The following is an 18,852-nucleotide window of genomic DNA, read 5'->3' as shown; positions in this document are numbered from 1 at the left end:
ATTTTTCACGTTTGGAAAAGGGTGTTGGGGGGATTTTATTTTAAAAATACTACTTGATATTTCTTAAGGAAAAACAGTGATGTCCAAACCAAAACTAACCCTGGCCCTGTCACACTATGACCGTCATATCCCCTTTTTTGACGGGTCCGTTCAGCTTAAAGATTTTGATTTAGCGGTGTTGCAGGTGGGTCAGTCGGTACCCTTAAAAGACGGCGCCGATCGCCATGGGCGCATGCTTCGGAAAGGTGAATTCGATGCCCTTATCATGCCCCACCCGCCCAAAGAAGTCTCGGGTGGCAGCGATCAAATCAAACGATTATTCCCGAACCCGAAACGGGAAGAGCTGAAATATTTTCAAAAAAACGGGTTTTACCCCATCATGCACATTCTTGCGTTCAAGGATGAAATTTTGGAAAAATACCCGGAAGCCGCAATGGACATGATGGAGGCTTTTGAATCCGCCAAACGAATTTGCAGGGAATATTATGCCGACCCCAACTGGTCGCTTATGGCCTGGGGCCGGCATCTGTTCGAAGAAGAACGCCGCCTGCTGGGTACCGATCCCTGGCCCAACGGCTTTAAAAAGAACCGGGCCAACCTGACGCGCTTTATCGACTACGCCGGTGATCAGGGACTTTTGGAGCGGGCGCTGTCCCCCGAAGAGCTGTTTTTTGAGCCAACGCTGAATACATAAACCTTACGTTTAGCAGCCATTACAAATACATGAAACGATTGGAAGGAAAAAAATGCCCATTCCTGCATCGCGCTTGCGAACGATTCTGAAGAAAGGAAAATTCATATACATGCCTGCTGTCATCGATCCCATGGGCGGGCGGATTGCGGAACAAATCGGTTTCAAAGCCGTCTATACCGGCGGGTATGCCACCGGCAGCTCGTTGACCGTGACCGAACCCTTGCTCACCATGACCGAGCAGGTCGAATTTGCCAAGCGCATCGCCAATGCTTGCACGATTCCTCTGGTCTGCGACGCGGGAGCCGGCTTCGGCGAGCCCCTTCACGCCATGCGGACGGTCAAGGAGTTTATCGCTGCAGGCGTCGCCGGAATCCATATCGAGGATCAGCTTTACCCCAAACGCGCGCATTATCACAAATATGTGGCCCATACGGTTTCGGTCAAAGAATTCGTCGATAAAATTAAACTGGCCTGCCGCGCCCGCGACGCCATCGACAAAAATTTTATCATTATCGCCCGTTCCGATACCTGCCGGTTCGAAGGTCTGGGCAAAGCGATCAAGCGCATCAACAAGGCGGCTGCCGTCGGCGCAGACCTGGGCCTAGTTTTTCCGCGTAATCACAAGGAGGCGGTAGCCGCCCCCAAAAAATCCAAACTCCCACTGATCTGGGTCCAGAGTCGCGGCAACCGCGACGGCCGACCGCTGTACAACCTGAAGCAGCTCCAGGCGATGGGTTACATGGGCTGCATCGATGCCCAGATCCATATCGGCATTTCCTGCTATTATCTGAAACAGGCATTGACGGAAATCAAACGTACCGGGGATTACAGCGGGCTGACGCCGGACGAATGGATTCAAACGCGTCAAGAAATCGAAGATCTGTGCGGCCTGGAAGCGCATTATGCCGTGGAGGAAGATACGGTTGAAAAGAAAAAGTGGGGAAAAAAATAACAATTATAGCGGTTGTCAAAAAAAACATTCCGTTATCCCAATGTTTTTTTCTACAACCGCTTATATCGCAAATCATTGTTTCGGAATTTTATTATTGAAAGCGGTATACAGGTCCTATTTCTTTAACGCTTCCTCCATTTCCGGAATGGCAAACCCCAGCCCGAGCTGTTCCAGAAACTCCGGAGACGGCGTGCCGTCATCCTGCAGACCGTAGGAATGATAAAGCCCTTTTCGCTTCTCAAAAAACTCTTTCTTGTCGAGCTTTTTGGGTTCATTGTATTTATTGTAGATGGTCTCCTGGAAAAACCGTTCCGGCATGATATCGTCCCGCTCCGGGATATAATGGCCTTCGCGAATGGAATAACACCTTTCCATGGTGGCCCCCCGCAGCTCCAGCAGCCGCCAGTCCTCCTGGCTCAGCTGCCAGTCGCAGGTGGCATGGAGTCCTTGGATGGCCCAGTCGGCAATACTCCCGTAAATATCCTTGATGGTCTTGCGCCAGAAGGAACAGCCGGTCAAAGAATCAAACATGACCCGTTCCGGCGCCCCCCTGGAACCGTGGATCTCACCCACGGCCGTTCCGGCCAGATCCAGTGCGTCCTTCATGCTGCCCCGGGGTTCATAGGACGTAATTGCAACACCTTTGCCGGTAATGGCGTATTTTTCAGTTCCCTTCCCGATCTTGGCCGGTGCAAATTTAAGGCCGTCGGCCAGGGCATCGCCGATACCCTCGCGATGGGCAATCTTCTTTAACAGCGCACAGATGGCTTCCACATTTCCCCAGGTCAGGTCAATCCCGCCCAGATCTTCTTTGGTGACCAGCCCTTTTTCATAGCATTCCATCATCCAGGCAACGACGCCGGAGACATCCTCGCCGTCCAATCCCAGGTAATCCACATAGGAGCACAGATACCCCTGGAGTTCATAGCCGGGGATCATGACATTGGCGCTCCACCCGCCGGCATTGTCATGACGCAGCTCGCCGGCAAATGGTCCCAGGGGCGGCCCCATCATAAAATACGGCACTTTACAGGCCACCGGACAACCGTGACAGGCATCCCCCCAGATCTTGTAGCGCTGCTCCAGCAGAACGGGATTAAAGTTGTCGCACATTTCATCCCAGCCCTTCTGCTTATTCTTAATACCTTCGATCGTTTTATAATAGCGGCCGGACATGGACTGGGTGTGCCCCCAACGCCGATTCTGAATCCGATACAACCGGCCGGCGTGGAGCCATTTTTTCAAGATCTCAAGAACGTTCTCCGGGTGAGCATACCCCGGCGCCCGGGTCCCTTTTACGGCGACGGCTTTCAGCTTCTTGGATCCCATCACGGTCCCCATCCCCAGCCGGGCGGCATGGTGATAAAAATCGTGACAGATATCCGCATTTCGCACCATATTCTCACCGGCCGGACCGATGGCCGCAATCCGGATGTTCTGGTCGTCGATTTCTTCTTTCAGTTCTTCCGTAAGCTGGTACTGGGTTTCAAGGCCGGATTTTCCTGACAGATGGGATGCGTCCCGAATTTCGACATGGTCGTCTTTCACATACAGATATACCGGTTTGGAAGCTTTACCGGTAAAAAGGACACCGGCATTGTAACCGGCATAGATGAGTTCCAGACCGAAATGGCCATTCATATTGGACTGGCCCCTCAAATGCGTCAACGGCGACTTGGCGCTGACATTGGTAACCGACCCCAATAATCCCGTCATGGGTCCGATTCCGAAATAAAGGACATTCTCCGTGCTCAGGGGGTCCGCCTTGGGTGGAATCCGGTCCCACAAAAGTTTGGCGCCCAGTGAGCGCCCGCCCACAAACCGGCGCATCTCTTCGGTGACATCCACCGTTCGCGTTTTTTCATTGGTCAAATCCACTTCCAGCAGTTTAAATTTCTTTTCTCCCATTTTATTTGCCTCCCCAGATTTCTTCAGGCATTCGAATGACACGGTCCTTTGGCAGCGGATAGAGCCGATTGGCCAGGCTGGCCGCTTTCACATCCGGATGAATCCGTTCCAGATGGTGCGGAATTTTGGGTGAAACAAACTCCAGCGCCTGGGTGGGACAAATCTCGACGCACTGCGGCCGCCGCCGGCCGTCTTTTTCACACAGGTCGCATACCATGGACACATCCTGTTCCGGCGGATAAAACCGCGGCACATCGGCCGGGCAGGCATCCCGACACTGGCTGCAGCCGGATCCCAGGCAGCGGTCTTCATCGACGACCATATGGAAGCGCTCGGGGTCATAATGAATGACCGGCGGGTCCTCGGGACAGGCCTTCTGACATTCCCTTTCTTTTTCAGGACACTGGGAACAGACATTCTGGACGGATTTAGGCAGCGGCAGCAGATAGCGGTAAATCCTGATCCGGGAGAGTTCCCGGTTGACGACACCATGGTGAAACATGGAGCAGGCCACTTCACAGGCGCCGCACCCCACGCAAAGATCCCAGCGTGCGGAAATATAAGCGACTCCCTGGGGGGATGGTATTTTTTCAATCCCCCACCCGTTCTTCTCCCCTATTACCTGTTGCTTTTGCTCATTGCTCATAACGCACTCTCCCTGTCTTGTAGCGATAGGTTTATTTAGATTCTTCCCCAATTAATCCACGCTCCGCAGCAGCCAGCCTCGGTAGACGTATTGGGAGAAAGGGATTCAGGGTTCAGGGGTTCAAGGTTTTTTTAATGATTCGAGGCTTTCTGCATTCTTTCAACCTCCCCGATATCTCTCTGAAGTCCTGACATGCCTTCATTATTGCAGACAAGCCGACCCCTGTCTCAGTTTCTTTCTTTTTTCCAGCTTCCCGGCCTTCCAGCTTAACGGCGTATTTTCATTTCACCGGAACCCTTGAATCCTATATGATCACCCGCTCTTTTGGAGGTGATCCAATCAGTACCGATCCTTGACGCGAAGCTTTACGGACGGCTCCAGACTGTCCCATGATTTATCGACAATAACGTCTAAGACTGAGGGTTTGCCTGATGACAATGCCCTTTCCATGGCCGGTATGATTTCCTGCGGTTTTTCAACCCGCTCGCCGTGTGCGCCAAAGGCCTGGGCAACCTTGGCCAGGTCCGGAATATAAAGCTCACTGCCGGCAAAGCGTTTGTCAAAATGCTCAATCTGCTTGCGGCGCACGTTGCCGTAGACGTCGTTGTGTTCAACCACCACCACGATGGGGATCTTATGGTCCACCGCAGTCGCCAGTTCATTGAGGGTCATCATGAAGGCGCCGTCCCCGATAAAAGATACCACCTGCCGCTGCGGAAACGCAAAATGGGCACCCATGGCCATGCACCAGCCGCTGCCCATACAGCTCAAATCTCCAGGCTCCAGCAATGGCGTATAGCTCTTAAAGCCGTAGTAAAACCAGCCGTGGGTGGAACCGGACTCGGCTGAAACAATGGCATTTTTGTCGATAACCTTGCCGAGATCCCGCATCAGGCGCAGCCGGTTAATGGGCATTGCGTCGGATTCAGCCCCTTCGGACAACAGCCGCTGCTCAAATGCTTCTTTGGCAGCCAGGAGTTTACTTAAACGGTCTTCTTTTTGTGAAGACGCTTTGGGGTCGATCTTTTTTATCATTTCCTGCAAGACGGCTTTTAAATCGCCCACGATGCCCAGTGCAATGGGAAAGTTTCTGCCCATCTCCAAAGGATCGATATCGATCTGGATAATTTTGGCCCCTTCCGGTATGACGCGGTGGGTATAGCTGGCTGTCGTCACCTGGTTAAATGTGCAACCCAGTCCCAGAACGACGTCTGCATCCTGCATCACATCCATCGCAACCGGGTTTCCGGTCATCCCCACCACACCCACCGACCAGGGATGGTCTTCGGTCACAAACCCCTTATGACTGGCTGTAATGGGAATTCCTAAAACTTCGGCCAGCTTCAATATTTCCTTTTCAGCCCTGGACCAGCGCGCGCCGCCGCCCACCAGCATTACGGCGGATTTTGCCGCCAGCAGCATATCACAGGCCTGATCAATGGCTTTGGGATCGCCCAAAACAACTGCTTCCGATCGGTAGCTTTCCTTCGGCCACATCATACTCGTGGCTTTTTCTTTTTGAATGTTTCGGGGTATCCCCAGGTAAACGGGGCCCTTGCGGCCGCTCCGGGCGGTGCGAAAGGCCATGCGCATGAACTCTTCGATGCGTTCGACACTTTCGATCCGTTTGCTCATCTTCGTAATCGGTCGGAACATATTCTCCTGATCGATTTCGTGAAAATTTGCCGGCCCTTTACCGTAATGCTTGGTATGGATATCCCCCAGGATCGCAATAACCGGTGAAGATTCGTTGTTGGCGCCGGCGATGCCGGTCACCATGTTGGTGACGCCGGGACCGCAGGTGGCGGTGCAGACGCCGGGGTTTCCGGTTGCGCGGGCGTAGCCGTCGGCCATGAAAGCGGCTCCCTGTTCATGCTGGGCGCGGACATAGGTAATCTCCGGGGTGCGATAAAGGACGTCCAGAAAATCCAGAATACTGCTGCCGATAACGCCGAAAACATGGCTGACCCCATCGGCCTTGAGGCAATCCACAATAATCTCGGCTCCGTTTTTAGGCTCTTTTTCGCTCATGACGCATCTCCCCTTCCAAAATTGATGCTTTCGTAAAAGTCTTAATTCGTCCCTTAGCGTCATTCCCGCGAATGCGGGAATCCAGTGTTTCCACCACGCTAAAGCGTGGCTGGATGCCTGTCTTCACAGGCATGACGAAATTTCGAATTTTTTTCGAGTCTGCCAAACTTTATAACGCACATTATAGGAAAAATCAGCCTCCTACAAATCCCGGTTTTTCCAATGCTTCCCGTGTCATCATCACGTCAATGATATAGGGTTTTTTGCTGCGCAATCCTTTTTTGACCGCCCGTTCCAGTTGATCCAGACTTTCAACGTGCGCACCATCTGCTTTAAACAGCCGCGCCATTTTATCAAATGGCGGATTGTCGTGGTCGCACATGAAACGGCATTCGTATTTCGTTTTCTGATAGGCCCGCACGTTGCCGAAGCCGAAATCGTTGAATACCACCGTGAGCACGTTGATCTTCTCCCGTACGGCGGTTTCCAGCTCCTGGGAGTTCAACAGAAAGGCGCCGTCGCCGTTCAAGCAGGCCACCGGCCGCTGCGGACAGGCGACCTTGACCCCCAGGGCCATTGGAAAGCTGGCCCCGACCGAGCCGAAATCATCTGGATAGTGATAGGTGTCGATCTCGACGATATCAAACTGCCGGCGCACGTGCTTGGCAAAATTGCCGCCATCCATGACAATGATCGTGTCCGGCGGCAATGTCTTTCTGAGCGTTCGGACAATCGCCTGGGGCTGAAGCGGGACTGCTTTAGGGTCAACTTCGGCATCCAGCTTTTTTCGGGCCGTCTTTTTGATTTCGCTGATGGTGTCTATTAAATTAAAATGAATATTTCTGGCCTTCACTTTTTTAACAAGGGCTTTGATGACCGGGCCCGGATCGCAGACCGCCCCGATTTTAACCGGATAGATGCGCCCGACCTCTTCCGGATCGTTCGTGACATGAATTATTTTAGCCTTTTGCGGTATGATATCATATGAATAGCGGGTGGACTGAAAATCAAACTTAACCCCCAGCGCCAGGATCAAATCGGCCTGTTGAATGCACCGGTTGCCGGCCTCGCCCCTGCTTCTGGCCACCATGCCTACCCCCAGCGGATGTGAAGCCGGAAATGCCCCCCAGGAATCCCTCAAAGTGCCCACCGGAATCCCGGCAGCTTCAGCCAGTTCCACCAGATCATGGCCGGCTCTCGACCAGAGCGTATCCACCCCGGCCAGGATAAAGGGAAACCGCGCCTTTTGGAGCAGGCCGACCATTTGATCGATGGTCTCTTCCGGACAGGTCGGCGGCGTCTGGGTACGATATCGGGAAGGACGGCTGCGCGGAAAGTTGACAGTTCCCTTTGAGGCATTATCCAGTATTGCCAGGTGAACCGGCCCTTTGCGGCCGGTTAAGGCGATGCGAAACGCCTTGCGCATCATCTCCGGGATTTTTTCGCTTTGCGGAACATATGCGCTCCATTTGGTGATGGGCTTAAAGACTCCGACCTGGTCGATCTCATGGAAGGAATCTTTTTCCAGCATTTTCTGGTCATGCACGCCGGTAATGGCGATGACAGGCGTCCCGGCCTTGTATGAGGCGGCAACACCGGCTACCAGGTTGACGGCGCCCGGTCCCACCGTTGACATGCATACACCCACCCCCCGGGTTGCCCGGGCGTACCCTTCGGCCATAAAGGCCGCCCCCTGTTCATGGCGGGTCATGATGGGACGGATCGGGCTCTGATAAATCTCATCCAGGATATCGATGATCTGGGACCCGGGGAGATGAAAGACATGTTGGATTCCTTCTTCCTTGAGAACCTCAACCACCGCTCCGGCGCCGGTCATTTTCATCATTTGTCCTTTCTATCCACAGTTGTATACGGTTGGATCAGAGCATCTCTCTCTTTCCATTCCCACTGGGTGTCGCGTAGTGGTTGGCCTCCATATAAACAGCATAAAAGTGAAAAACCGCTAACCGGTTTTTCACTTTCAGCTTACGAACATCCACCAACATGAGACAGATTTTATGTTGCCGGTGGAAATGAATTAATCGATCCCGTACGCTTTCTTGATCAGTTTGACCACATCCGGCGGCAGGCTTAACATGCTTTTGGCCCAGACATCCACATCATCGGGTCCGACGAAACCAACCTCTTTCTCTGATTTTGCCGCTGATTTAATGAATTCCGGATCATGGCAGGCCTTATAAAAGGCATCCTGCAACACCTTCAGACGATCCGCCGGAACCTTTGGCGGGGCTGCAAACGGTCTGCCGACGATGTTAAGCCCATTCAGCAGTTCCACCACCGTTTTGTTTTTTTCGTCTTTAATAATTTCCTTCAGCAGGGGAACTTTTTCAAAGCCGGCCGGTTGTTTTTTGCCGATGAGCACGACGCAGGTGCCGAACCCGCCGTCTACCACCGCCTTCAGGCTCTCAAACGACCCCCAGGTGCCGTCCATCTCCTTGCGCATAAGCGCCATCTCGGATTCGGCCCCGGAATAGCCGGTGGCAACCGTATAATTCGTCTGTCCCAGCATCTGATAAAATAAGAGCGGGGTGATATAGGATATGGCCCCCAGCCCGGTCGTCGCCAGTCGAACGTTATCCGCCTTCAGAACGTCGTCCAGATTTTTATAAATATCGGAACGCACCATGAAGCTGTAGATTTCTGAATTGGGAGAGCCCAGCCAGCTGAAGTTGGCAAAATCGAACTTGACCCCTTTCATCCCCACCAACTGGGTCAGGCCCACCGCCCGGTTAAAGGTGCCGATGGTCAATCCGTCCGGTTTTGACATGTAGAGGGCATTGGTTCCAATGACATGTCCGGCCCCCGGCACGTTTTTAACGATGATCGTGCTGCCGGGTAGATTTTTTTCCATATAGGCGCCGACCAGACGGGCCCAATAGTCATAGCCGCCCCCCGGTTTGGTGGCGACGATAATTTTAAGCACCTTGCCATCGTAAAAGGGTTTGGCATCACCTTGGGTTGTCGAAACAAATACAATCAGGATTGTAAGTAAAATTAAAAATACTTGTTTTTTCACGTTTCCTCCTCTTTGTATGGTTGTTATCGATTTATGGAATATCTAACGTATACCACGGCTTTCAACCCGATAAGTTTTCAATCAGATATCCCAGGACGCCGCCAAATAAAGACGCCTTCATAACCACGCCAAACGCAACATAAATTCCCACCCAGAGGCTGATGGTAAAAATAGTAATCGTTTTCAGGCTTTCACGACCAAAGAAATAAAGAAACATCACTGAAAACAGCGTAATTGAAACCCAGAATCCCAGCAGGATGGTCAGGGTAAAGAAAATGCCGACCCACATAATCATCGTCCATTCGCTGCGGGGGGTGGATTTCTGCTTGGTATCCGGCAGCACTTCCTTTCCGGTTTTGGCATCTTCGGCTTCAACCGCTTCTTCCCGGGATTTTGCGATGGTTTTCATTTTAATAAGCTGCCACAGAGAAATCACACCGCCGATGATGACGATCACCTGGGGCAGCAGCCGTGATTTGACCCCCCAGTTGGTGGACAAATAAAAGCCCATCACAAACACAAGGAAGATGAAAAGGGTGAAATAGAATTCCCCCGGTACGATTTTTATCTTTTTCTTTTTCAGCTTTTTTTCACGATGCTGATGCCATATGGAATAACCCAATGATGCAATCGACAGTATCAGCAGCCCCAAACACACCGGCCGCAATAGAAAGGCAAACCCCCAGGCGGCCAGAGACTTGTGCAGGTAATCCTCGGCCAGGCGGCCCAGGATGAAGCCCAGAATCATGGGCGGCCGGGAGTATTTCCATTTTTTCATACTGAAACCCAGCAGACCGGTAAACGCAACCAGAATAAAATCCTGCCAGTGCCCCCGGATCAGGAACGCGCCGATGCCGGCCAAAACCATAATCGGCGGAATCAGCAGACTGCCCCGGATATAAGCCAGTTTGCCCATCCATCCACTGATGGGATAAAGAGAAAGCGCACCAAAAATATTGGAAATAACCAGAACCCAGACCATCCCCCAGACAAGGTCCAGGTGGTCGGTGAGCATCTGCGGTCCGGGGGTAATCCCGAGTATCAGAAAAGCGCCCAGCAGCAATGCCATGCCGCTGCTGCCGGGAATGCCGAAGACGATCGTCGGCAGCAAAGCGCCACCCTCCTTGGCATTATTGGCGGTCTCCACGGCAATGACACCGCGGATATCACCCTTGCCGAAATTTTCATTGTTTTTACAGGTTTGCACGGCATGACCGTAACAGACCCAGGTGGCCACGTCTCCCCCGAGACCCGGAATAATACCGATGAAGGTGCCGATGACGGCGGTTCGCAGCGCCAACCACCAGTTTGTAAAAACAGCGACAGTCCCCTCCCAGAGCTGATACCAGGGCATTTTTACTTCACCTTTGGCGATCTGGCCGCCCCGACCCCGGGCGCCCAGGTCGATCATCTCGGCAAACGCAAACAACCCCAAAACAACGGTAACAATATGCAGACCGTCCCACAGCCATAGCTGGTCGAATGTGAAACGGCCGACGCCCGTGTGGGGGTTCAACCCCACCGTGCTCAGCAATAATCCCAGCATGGCCGACATGAACCCCTTGGGTATGGAATCGCGACTGAGAATGACCACAAACGTCAAGCCGAAAACGATCAGCATCAGAACTTCAGGGGAACCAAAGGCAATGGCGATCGGCCTTACCACCGGAATCAAAAGGGCCAGAACAAATGCACCGATAACACCCCCCAGACCGGATGCCGCCAACTGGGCGCCCATGGCTTGCCCGCCTTTTCCCATCTTGGTCATGGGAAACCCATCCACGATGGTGGCAACCGTCGGCCCCGTTCCGGGGATGGCAAACAGGATACCGGGGATGGACCCGCCGGTATGAACAACCGCGTGCATTGACAGGAGAAAAGCAAGGCCTGCAAAAGGTTCCCAGCCGAAAACAAATGGAATCAGGAGCGCCAGCGCCAGATTGCCGCCCAAACCCGGCACAGCGCCGAAAAAGTTTCCGATGAAGCACGCAACCAGCATCAAACCCAATACTTTCAGGCTGGTCGCCATCATCAATCCCTGCCAGATAGCTTCAAGCATTATCTTCGTCCCCTTTCGCTGTTAAAATTATTTGCCCCATCACCGCATGAATTCTTTATCAGCAACTGACATAACGAATAAACGGGTTCTATGAATATCGGCGTTTCTTAATTCGCTGGAGTGAAAAGTTTCTCGGAAATACAATTTAAAACACAGATTTTAAATTTCGGGCTCACCACACAACGCCCTATATATATACGAAACTCTAAAACGAGAATGATTGAATGCAGATGAAAAAGAATATCTGAAAAAAATTACGGCGGGTTATAGAGCCTTTCTGGAATGACCATAATGCCCACACTCCCACGCATTAATTACATTTCAGCTATAATGTGACTATTCATAACGAAACCCAAGATCATTTGTCAATAAAAATAAATTAAAACATATTTTCTTTGCCAACAATACAGCTTCTCATTTGATAAAAATCGAAGCTTGGTAACAAGGCAGCAGGCAGCCAGGGCCGAGGTAACTTCCGTCTCTTCAATGACGGCAATAGTCGCTGCATCCGACCTGATTGTCTCGCTGGTGGTTCCCGCTGCCGCCCGGCAGGTGGCAACCGAACTGGCTTCCGCACTCTCTGCTATTAAAAAAAAGCTTGTATTTTCTTGACGCAAATGCCATTTCACCGATGACTGCCGAGGAAATCCAGGTCACGCTTAAATCCCTGCCGGTGACCTTCATCGACGGCTGCATTATCGGCTCTTCGGCAAAATTAAGCCAGGATACCGTCCTGTATGTGTCCGGTCCGGATGCGGCAAAAATTGAACTGCTGGAAGCATGCGGCTTTACCGTAAGGACCCTTGGCCCGGAAATCGGTCAGGCTTCCGCCTTCAAGATCATATATGCCGGCCTGACCAAAGGGCTGCTGGTGGAATTGCTGGTGGGCGCAAAGCGTTTAAACCTGCTGGATCAATTGATCGAATGCTATGATGAACGTTTTCCGGGACTCGTTCAAAAAGTCGGCCGGGGGATCAGTGCCCTGCCGGTTCATGCCGGCCGTCGCGCCCAGGAAATGGCCGAGCTTGAACGGACGTTTGGACATTATGGGTTCACATCCGAGATGTCGCCGGCAACAAAAAAAGTTCTGGAGTCCATTGCAGCCATAGCGTCAGCAACTCCCACTGCAGACGGCACCCGCAAGGGAACCTTGGCGGATGCATTAACCCTTTTTGTTGACAAGGGCCTGCTCAGGAAAAGCAGCACCTGAAAAATTGGACTATCTGACAAAAGAAAGGGGATCTGAAGAACATGGCAACCGGTCAAACAAAAGGAGTGAAACGAAACCCCCAGTACGGCTCTGATGTGATTGTGGATTTGATGAAGGCCTTTGACATTGAATACGCCGCCTTCAACCCCGGTGCAACCTTTCGCGGGATTCACGATTCAATTTTAAATTACGGCGGTAATAAAAAGCCGGAGGTCATCTTCTGCTGCCACGAAGAGTATTCCGTTGCGATAGCCCATGGCTACGCCAAGGCTTCCGGCAAACCGATGGTGGCGATCACCCATAACATCGTCGGTCTGCAGCATGCCAGCATGGCCATTTTTAACGCCTGGTGCGACCGGGTGCCGGTAATCGTCCTGGGCGGAACCGGCCCCATGGACACCACCCGCCGCCGTCCCCGCATCGACTGGATCCACACCGCATTGGTCCAGGGGAATCAGGTTCGCGATTATGTCAAGTGGGATGATCAGCCCTTCAGCATCAAAAGTGTTCCGGACTCCTTTATCCGCGGGTATCGCATTGCCACAACAGAACCGAAAGCCCCTGTCTATATCTGCTACGACGCAGACATCCAGGAGGACGAACTGACCGAAACCATCCGAATCCCCGATGTAGAGCGGTATGCCCCGCCCGCCCCGCTCCAGGCAAGCCTTGAATCGTTGCAGCAGGCCGCCCGATTGCTGGTCAAAGCCAAAGCGCCGCTCATCATAGCAGACCATCTTGGCCGCAACCCCCGGACTGTTCCGGCATTGGTGGAACTGGCGGAACTATTGGCCATACCGGTTATCGACAAGGGCAACCGGTTTAATTTCCCCAATACGCACCCCTTGGACATCACCGGGGGATCAAAGGAATATTTGCAGAAGGCCGACGTAATCCTTGCACTGGATGTGCAGGATCTTTACGGATCGCTGGTCCAGGTGAACCGCACCACCCGTATCTGTGAATATGTCGTCAAGCCGTCGGCCCGCATTATTCATATTTCCCTGAACGATATGCTGATACACAGCTGGACGGATGATTACCATGCCCTCCAGGCTGTCGATATCCCCATCAGCGCGGATACCTCACTGGCGCTGCCGGAGCTGACCAGAATTTGCCGTCGATTGTTAAAAAAAGAGAGCAATGCCGCCGCTTCCATTTCATCCCGTTTTAAATCCATAAAAAAACACCACGACACCCTCAGAAAAAAGTGGTCATCCGCTGCCCAGCAAAACCCTGGGGATACCATCTCGACTGCGTTTCTGGCCCAGGAGCTGTGGTCGGTTATTAAAAAAGAAGACTGGGTCCTCGTTAACGGGGATGCCAGAAAATGGGCTCGAAAAATATGGGACTGGACCCGGCCCTATCAGTATATCGGCGGCAGCGGCGGCGCCGGTGTCGGTTATGGTTTAAGCGCCGCCATCGGCGCTGCCCTGGCCTATCGCGGCAGCGGTAAGATCTGCGTCGATATTCAGTCGGACGGGGATCTGCTCATGACCGCCAGTGCGCTGTATACCGCCGCTCATCATAAAATACCGCTCCTGATTGTAATGCACAATAATCAATCCTTTTATAATTCCGAAGAGCATAACATCCAGATTGCAAAATTCCGCTCACGACCGGTTGAAAACGCCGGTATTGGAACCCATGTGGACAACCCGGCCGTGGATTTCAGAAAAGTTGCCGAAGGCTTTGGCCTGTATGCCGCCGGTCCGATCCGTAAAGCGGAAGATTTGCGTCCGGCCCTTGAAAAAGCCCTGGCAGTCGTTAAAAATCAGAAATTGCCCGCCCTGGTGGATGTGATTTCAGCCCCACGTTGACAGTGGGGCGACTGATGTCGTTTCATAGGTGTCTTGTTATACGGTTGGCCGTTGATGCGGATTTTTGTGTACAATGTGGTAATTGCGCTCTGTACGGAAGTTGACATGCAACTTATTATTTGATAATTGATTTTAACCGGCCCCGAAGACATGCCCTTGAATCCGGGGTGTCATCATCTCGCGATATAAAAAATACGTTTTTTCTTGACATTGCAACAGACACTTCTTTATAGTCACAATATAGCTAATTTATAATTCAACCGGGTGGCTTTCCTCTCACCATGCTCTAAAGAGAGAGTTTTCAACAGTTTTTAATACTTCAATCACTGACATTTTTTCCAGCATGCGTTATTTGGTCACAGACTTGGTTTAAGCGCAGTAAAACTGAAAATAGTGTTCCTTATCCTGAAAGCAACGTCATTTTGACAAGTGAAGGAATTCACTGCCTGTTTATAGATAAAATTCTAATACCGGTCGATTTGTTCTTTTAGGCACCGCCGTCGGCTTTAGCTTCAATAGGGCATTTAGTTGCTGTTTCATAATCTCGGACAGGCTCTGAGGACGTGGCGCAAGCCGAATGAGCGTATGTAAGCATTTTTTACGAGGCTGACACGCACGACTGTCAGGTCTCAGATGGGGCTTTAAAACTACCCATCGTAACCTTATCGGCTAAAACAGGGTTACAGCGTCTATTTTTTAATTTTTAACAAGGAGGGTGAAATGAAAAAATGCTTTGGGTTTTTGATTGCGGTATTCTTTGTTGTTGGTGTAGTCGGTATCAGCGGTCTCGGTTCCATTTGTATAGCGGGTGATACAGGGCCGGTCCTGGCAATGGGAACACCCCTTGTGAAAGCTGATAAAAAAGCCAGCGTTGTCATTATGGGTTCGGGGTTTAAGCCCGGTGAGGAGCTTTCAATTCTTGTCACTGATGCAAACGGCTTGCAGACCGACATCGGTTATGCACTGAAACCGGTACCCAAGGCCGATAGCACCGGCACCTGGGCAACCACCTGGAATGCCGGACGATTTGTCAGTAGAAAGGTTATCGGGATCGGCCCATGCAAAATTACCGTTACAGATGCGGACTACAATCCCCTCGCCCACTCTGTTGTCTTTTTCCAGAAAGTAGAAAAAAAGGACAAGAAATAATAAATTCCAACAGGGTTCAACCAGGATAACAAATTGGGTTGCGCCTGCTTCTCAACGACACTGACGATGGCGGACACTTTCACGATTTTACGAATCTGCACATTATAAGTTCGGCCTTTTTATTCGATATCGTATCCGGCCATCACCTAAAAAAGGAAGCGTCTGACAGATTGGCGGTAATTTTTACGAAAATACTTAGGCATCGCCGTGTCAATCAACTGCTTCCTTTTTTTAGGTTCTGAAAACATGGATGGCGTTTCATTGGATATTTCGTATGCCTACTTTTTGATCTTCAATCAAAAATGCAGTCTATTTAAATTCACTTAAGGAGGCTCACATGAAAAAAACACTGATTCAGTTACTGTCGCTCTCTCTTGTTATCAGCCTGATTTCCCTGGCCGGTTGTGCGGCGATGAAGGCTAAAGATGGTAGCACCAGTGCAATGGCGGAGGATCAGGGCGACCTGGAACCGGTAGTGGTGGTGGCGACGCCCAACGTTGCCATGGACAAGAAGTCCGAAGTTATTCTGATGGGAACCGGATTTGATCCGGGTTCTGAAATCATCATTCTGATTACCGATGCAGACGGCGTCCTCACCGATATCGGATCGGAGTTGGAACCCGAGCCCAAAGCCGACGCCACCGGCACCTGGGGAACCACATGGAATGCCGGACGATATATCAGCAAAAAACTGATTAAGAAAGGCGCCTATGCCATCCAGGTCACAGACAGCGACTACAACCCGATAGCAATCACACCGGTGAATTTTTACGAAAAGCCGAAAAAAGACGATAAGAAGGATAAAAAATAATGATCGCGTTTAAGGACATGAGAGAATGGCTGAAACTGGTGGACGACATCGGTGAGTTGCAAGTCGTTGAAGGCGCCGATCCCAATCTGGAAATCGGAACCATGGTTCAAATTAACGGCCGTAACCAGGGCCCGGCGCTCTTGTTTGACAAGGTGAAGGGATACCCGCAAGGGTATCGAATTGTAACCAATTCGGTGGCCAATATTCGAACCGTCAACCTGACTTTCGGCCTGCCGGTTGAAAACAGCATCCGGCAAACAGTTGAAACCCTAAAGGCGAAAGCGGGCGAATGGGCGCTGGCCGCCAAGGATTTTCCCCATCAGGTGGTGGATACAGGCCCGGTTCTCGAAAATGTTGAAGAAGGGGCAAAGGTTGATCTGAATAAATTCCCGGTCCCGCTGTGGCACGAACATGACGGCGGCAAGTATATCGGCACCGGTGTCGGCGTCATCACCCGGGATCCGGACACCGGCGTCGTCAATATGGGAACCTACCGGGTCATGCAGCATGACGGCCAGCATGTCGGATTTTATATTTCACCCGGCAAGCACAGTCGAATCCACCGCGATAAATACTTCCAGAGGGGCGAGCCCTGTCCGGTGGTGATGGTGGTCGGGTTCGATCCGCTGAACTATATTCTCTCCGCCAGTGAAATCCCCACCGGCATTTATGAGTTGGACTATATGGGTGCCGCCAGAGGGGAACCGGTTAAGGTCATCAAAGGAAAAATCACCGGCCTGCCGTTTCCGGCAAATGCGGAAATCGTCCTGGAGGGAATTGCAAATCCCAAGGACCTCAAATTTGAAGGGCCGTTCGGTGAGTGGACCGGCACCTATGCCAGTAAAGGCCGGGAGGAGCCATTCATCAAGGTTGAGGCTTTATATTACCGCAACAACCCCATTCTTCTGGGTTCACCGCCATCCAAGGGCCTTGCCAGCGATCAGGGGTTCTGGCGAGCCATCTGGCGCTCGGCGCTGGTTTATAATGAAATCGAACGGGCCGGCATCCCGGAGGTCAGAGGGGTGTGGTGTCCGGCGTTTGGCGGTTCACGCCTGTTCACGGTGGTCTCCATCAAACAGAGCTACCCGGGCCATGCCACCGAAGCCGGTCATATTGCCTCCCAGACACGGGCCGGCGCTTACATCGGCCGGTATGTCGTTGTGGTGGATGAGGATATCAATCCCTACGATATGGAAGATGTCATGTGGGCCATCTGCACCCGCTCGGATCCCAAGGAAATGGATATCATCAAACGTTCCTGGAGCGGCCCGCTGGATCCCCGCATCCGTAAGCCGACCGATGATTATACCAATTCCCACGGCATTATCTATGCGGTCAAACCATATGAATGGATTAATGAATTTCCACCAACCTCATTAAACAGTGACGCCCTGCGACAAAAAGTGTTTGATAAATGGAGTCATCATTTTAAGGGAAAATGGAGTGACATATAAATGCTTTAGCAAGATATTCGTTCTCAATTCATACCTGTACCAACATTAAAGTAGGGAGGGGTAATGTATAAAAAAAATAAAATATTAATAAGGGTTGGTCTACTTCTGCTGGTTATAACTTTCTTTTTTGCTGCAAATAATGCGGAAGCAAAATTTCCTTCCAAAAACATAACATTCATTGTGCCGGTTACGCCTGGTGGCGGATTTGACACAGCGACGCGACTGTTGGTCCCCTACCTTGAAAAATATTTACCCGGACATCCGAATGTCATCGTTAAAAACATTCCCGGGGGAGAATGGAGTATCGGCATCAACAAAATGTACCGCTCAAAACCCGATGGCCATACGGTGTGTATCTTTAACATGCCGGGCAATGCAACCAGTCAGGTTTTAGGGAGTGCAAAGTTCGATTTAAATAAAGTGACCTGGATCGGCAATATCAGTGAAGTCGTCTATGTTACCGCACTTGCCAAAACCTCAAAATACAAAACACTCAAAGAACTTCAAAATGCCCCCGAAGTTACATCCGGTGTCGTGGGACTTGCATCCACGGCCGGACTGGGGACCATCATCGCCGCCGAAAGGATGGGGATTAAAATGAAACCCATCCCCACAGACGGCAGCGTCCAAGCGATTCTGGCAGCCATTCGCGGTGACGTGGATTGGGTTCAGTATCCCATTGAGACCTTGAAAAAATCTATTGTCGATTCCCAGGACCTGACGCCTGTCTGGGTGTTTTCCAAAAAACGTCTGGACCTGCTGCCGGATGTGCCGACCGTCGCAGAACTCGGCTATAAAGATCTCCTCGATATTGTTGCCATGTCGCGCCCGGTGGGTGCACCGCCCGATCTGCCCAAAGACATACTTAAAATCTGGGAAGATGCTTTTTCAAAAGCCGTAAACGATCCTGAATTCCAGCAAAAGATGATAAAAGCCAATCATACCCCCTCACCCATGACTTCTGAAGAAACGGCTCTCATGGTAAAACAGGGCGTGGAAGAAGTGGCAAAATATAAGAGTTTACTTGAACAATATATTAAGTAAAACAAGTTCAAGCTTAGGTTTTTGGATTCGGTAATTT

The 18,852-nt window shown here is 51.4% G+C and carries 15 protein-coding genes; 9 read left to right on the top strand and 6 right to left on the bottom strand.

All coding sequences use genetic code 11. The annotated features are described in order from the left end of the window. Window positions 1–79 precede the first annotated feature (79 nt). Both P1P89_05530 and P1P89_05525 read left to right on the top strand, forming a co-directional pair. Complete coding sequence (locus tag P1P89_05530; protein MDF1590959.1) at window positions 80–694, top strand: hypothetical protein; 615 nt, start codon at window positions 80–82, stop codon at window positions 692–694. 52 nt (window positions 695–746) lie between these two features. Beyond that, complete coding sequence (locus P1P89_05525) at window positions 747–1,646, top strand: isocitrate lyase/PEP mutase family protein (GenBank protein ID MDF1590958.1); 900 nt, start codon at window positions 747–749, stop codon at window positions 1,644–1,646. Window positions 1,647–1,760: 114 nt separating this feature from the next. On the opposite strand, the gene P1P89_05520 is transcribed toward P1P89_05525, so the two are convergent. From P1P89_05520 to P1P89_05495, 6 genes are all read right to left on the bottom strand, one after another. Then, on the bottom strand, window positions 1,761–3,554 hold the full coding sequence (locus P1P89_05520) for an aldehyde ferredoxin oxidoreductase N-terminal domain-containing protein (GenBank protein ID MDF1590957.1): 1,794 nt from the start codon (window positions 3,552–3,554) through the stop codon (window positions 1,761–1,763). A gap of 1 nt (window position 3,555) precedes the next feature. Next, window positions 3,556–4,200: a 4Fe-4S dicluster domain-containing protein gene (locus P1P89_05515; protein ID MDF1590956.1), complete on the bottom strand. Its 645-nt coding sequence runs from the start codon at window positions 4,198–4,200 to the stop codon at window positions 3,556–3,558. Window positions 4,201–4,539: 339 nt separating this feature from the next. After that, complete coding sequence (locus tag P1P89_05510) at window positions 4,540–6,231, bottom strand: thiamine pyrophosphate-binding protein (protein ID MDF1590955.1); 1,692 nt, start codon at window positions 6,229–6,231, stop codon at window positions 4,540–4,542. A 193-nt stretch (window positions 6,232–6,424) separates the two neighbouring features. Next, the gene (locus P1P89_05505; GenBank protein MDF1590954.1) at window positions 6,425–8,077 is read right to left on the bottom strand and encodes a thiamine pyrophosphate-binding protein; all 1,653 of its coding nucleotides are present in this window, start codon (window positions 8,075–8,077) and stop codon (window positions 6,425–6,427) included. 192 nt (window positions 8,078–8,269) lie between these two features. Further along, the gene (locus tag P1P89_05500; GenBank protein MDF1590953.1) at window positions 8,270–9,268 is read right to left on the bottom strand and encodes a tripartite tricarboxylate transporter substrate-binding protein; all 999 of its coding nucleotides are present in this window, start codon (window positions 9,266–9,268) and stop codon (window positions 8,270–8,272) included. 61 nt (window positions 9,269–9,329) lie between these two features. Next, window positions 9,330–11,327 (bottom strand): tripartite tricarboxylate transporter permease, encoded by a 1,998-nt coding sequence (locus P1P89_05495; GenBank protein ID MDF1590952.1) that lies wholly within the window; start codon window positions 11,325–11,327, stop codon window positions 9,330–9,332. A 486-nt stretch (window positions 11,328–11,813) separates the two neighbouring features. Here P1P89_05495 and P1P89_05490 point away from each other — a divergent pair, with 486 nt between their 5' ends. The 7 genes from P1P89_05490 to P1P89_05460 all read left to right on the top strand — a co-directional run bounded on the left by P1P89_05490 (window position 11,814) and on the right by P1P89_05460 (window position 18,815). Beyond that, a complete protein-coding gene (locus P1P89_05490; protein MDF1590951.1) occupies window positions 11,814–11,939 on the top strand; it encodes a hypothetical protein in 126 nt (41 codons plus the stop codon). Beyond that, window positions 11,926–12,537, top strand: a complete 612-nt coding sequence (locus P1P89_05485) for a DUF1932 domain-containing protein (protein MDF1590950.1) — start codon at window positions 11,926–11,928, stop codon at window positions 12,535–12,537. The genes P1P89_05490 and P1P89_05485 overlap by 14 nt, the downstream gene beginning before the upstream one ends. A gap of 41 nt (window positions 12,538–12,578) precedes the next feature. Beyond that, window positions 12,579–14,357, top strand: a complete 1,779-nt coding sequence (locus P1P89_05480) for a thiamine pyrophosphate-binding protein (protein MDF1590949.1) — start codon at window positions 12,579–12,581, stop codon at window positions 14,355–14,357. A gap of 720 nt (window positions 14,358–15,077) precedes the next feature. Continuing rightward, window positions 15,078–15,506 (top strand): hypothetical protein, encoded by a 429-nt coding sequence (locus P1P89_05475; GenBank protein ID MDF1590948.1) that lies wholly within the window; start codon window positions 15,078–15,080, stop codon window positions 15,504–15,506. A 337-nt stretch (window positions 15,507–15,843) separates the two neighbouring features. Further along, window positions 15,844–16,317 (top strand): hypothetical protein, encoded by a 474-nt coding sequence (locus P1P89_05470; GenBank protein MDF1590947.1) that lies wholly within the window; start codon window positions 15,844–15,846, stop codon window positions 16,315–16,317. Continuing rightward, on the top strand, window positions 16,317–17,771 hold the full coding sequence (locus P1P89_05465; protein MDF1590946.1) for a UbiD family decarboxylase: 1,455 nt from the start codon (window positions 16,317–16,319) through the stop codon (window positions 17,769–17,771). The genes P1P89_05470 and P1P89_05465 overlap by 1 nt, the downstream gene beginning before the upstream one ends. Window positions 17,772–17,834: 63 nt before the next feature. After that, window positions 17,835–18,815: a tripartite tricarboxylate transporter substrate binding protein gene (locus tag P1P89_05460; GenBank protein ID MDF1590945.1), complete on the top strand. Its 981-nt coding sequence runs from the start codon at window positions 17,835–17,837 to the stop codon at window positions 18,813–18,815. Window positions 18,816–18,852: the final 37 nt, after the last annotated feature.

Source organism: Desulfobacterales bacterium, assembly GCA_029211065.1.
GTDB lineage: Bacteria > Desulfobacterota > Desulfobacteria > Desulfobacterales > JARGFK01 > JARGFK01.
This window is presented reverse-complemented; position numbering and strand designations above follow the sequence as displayed.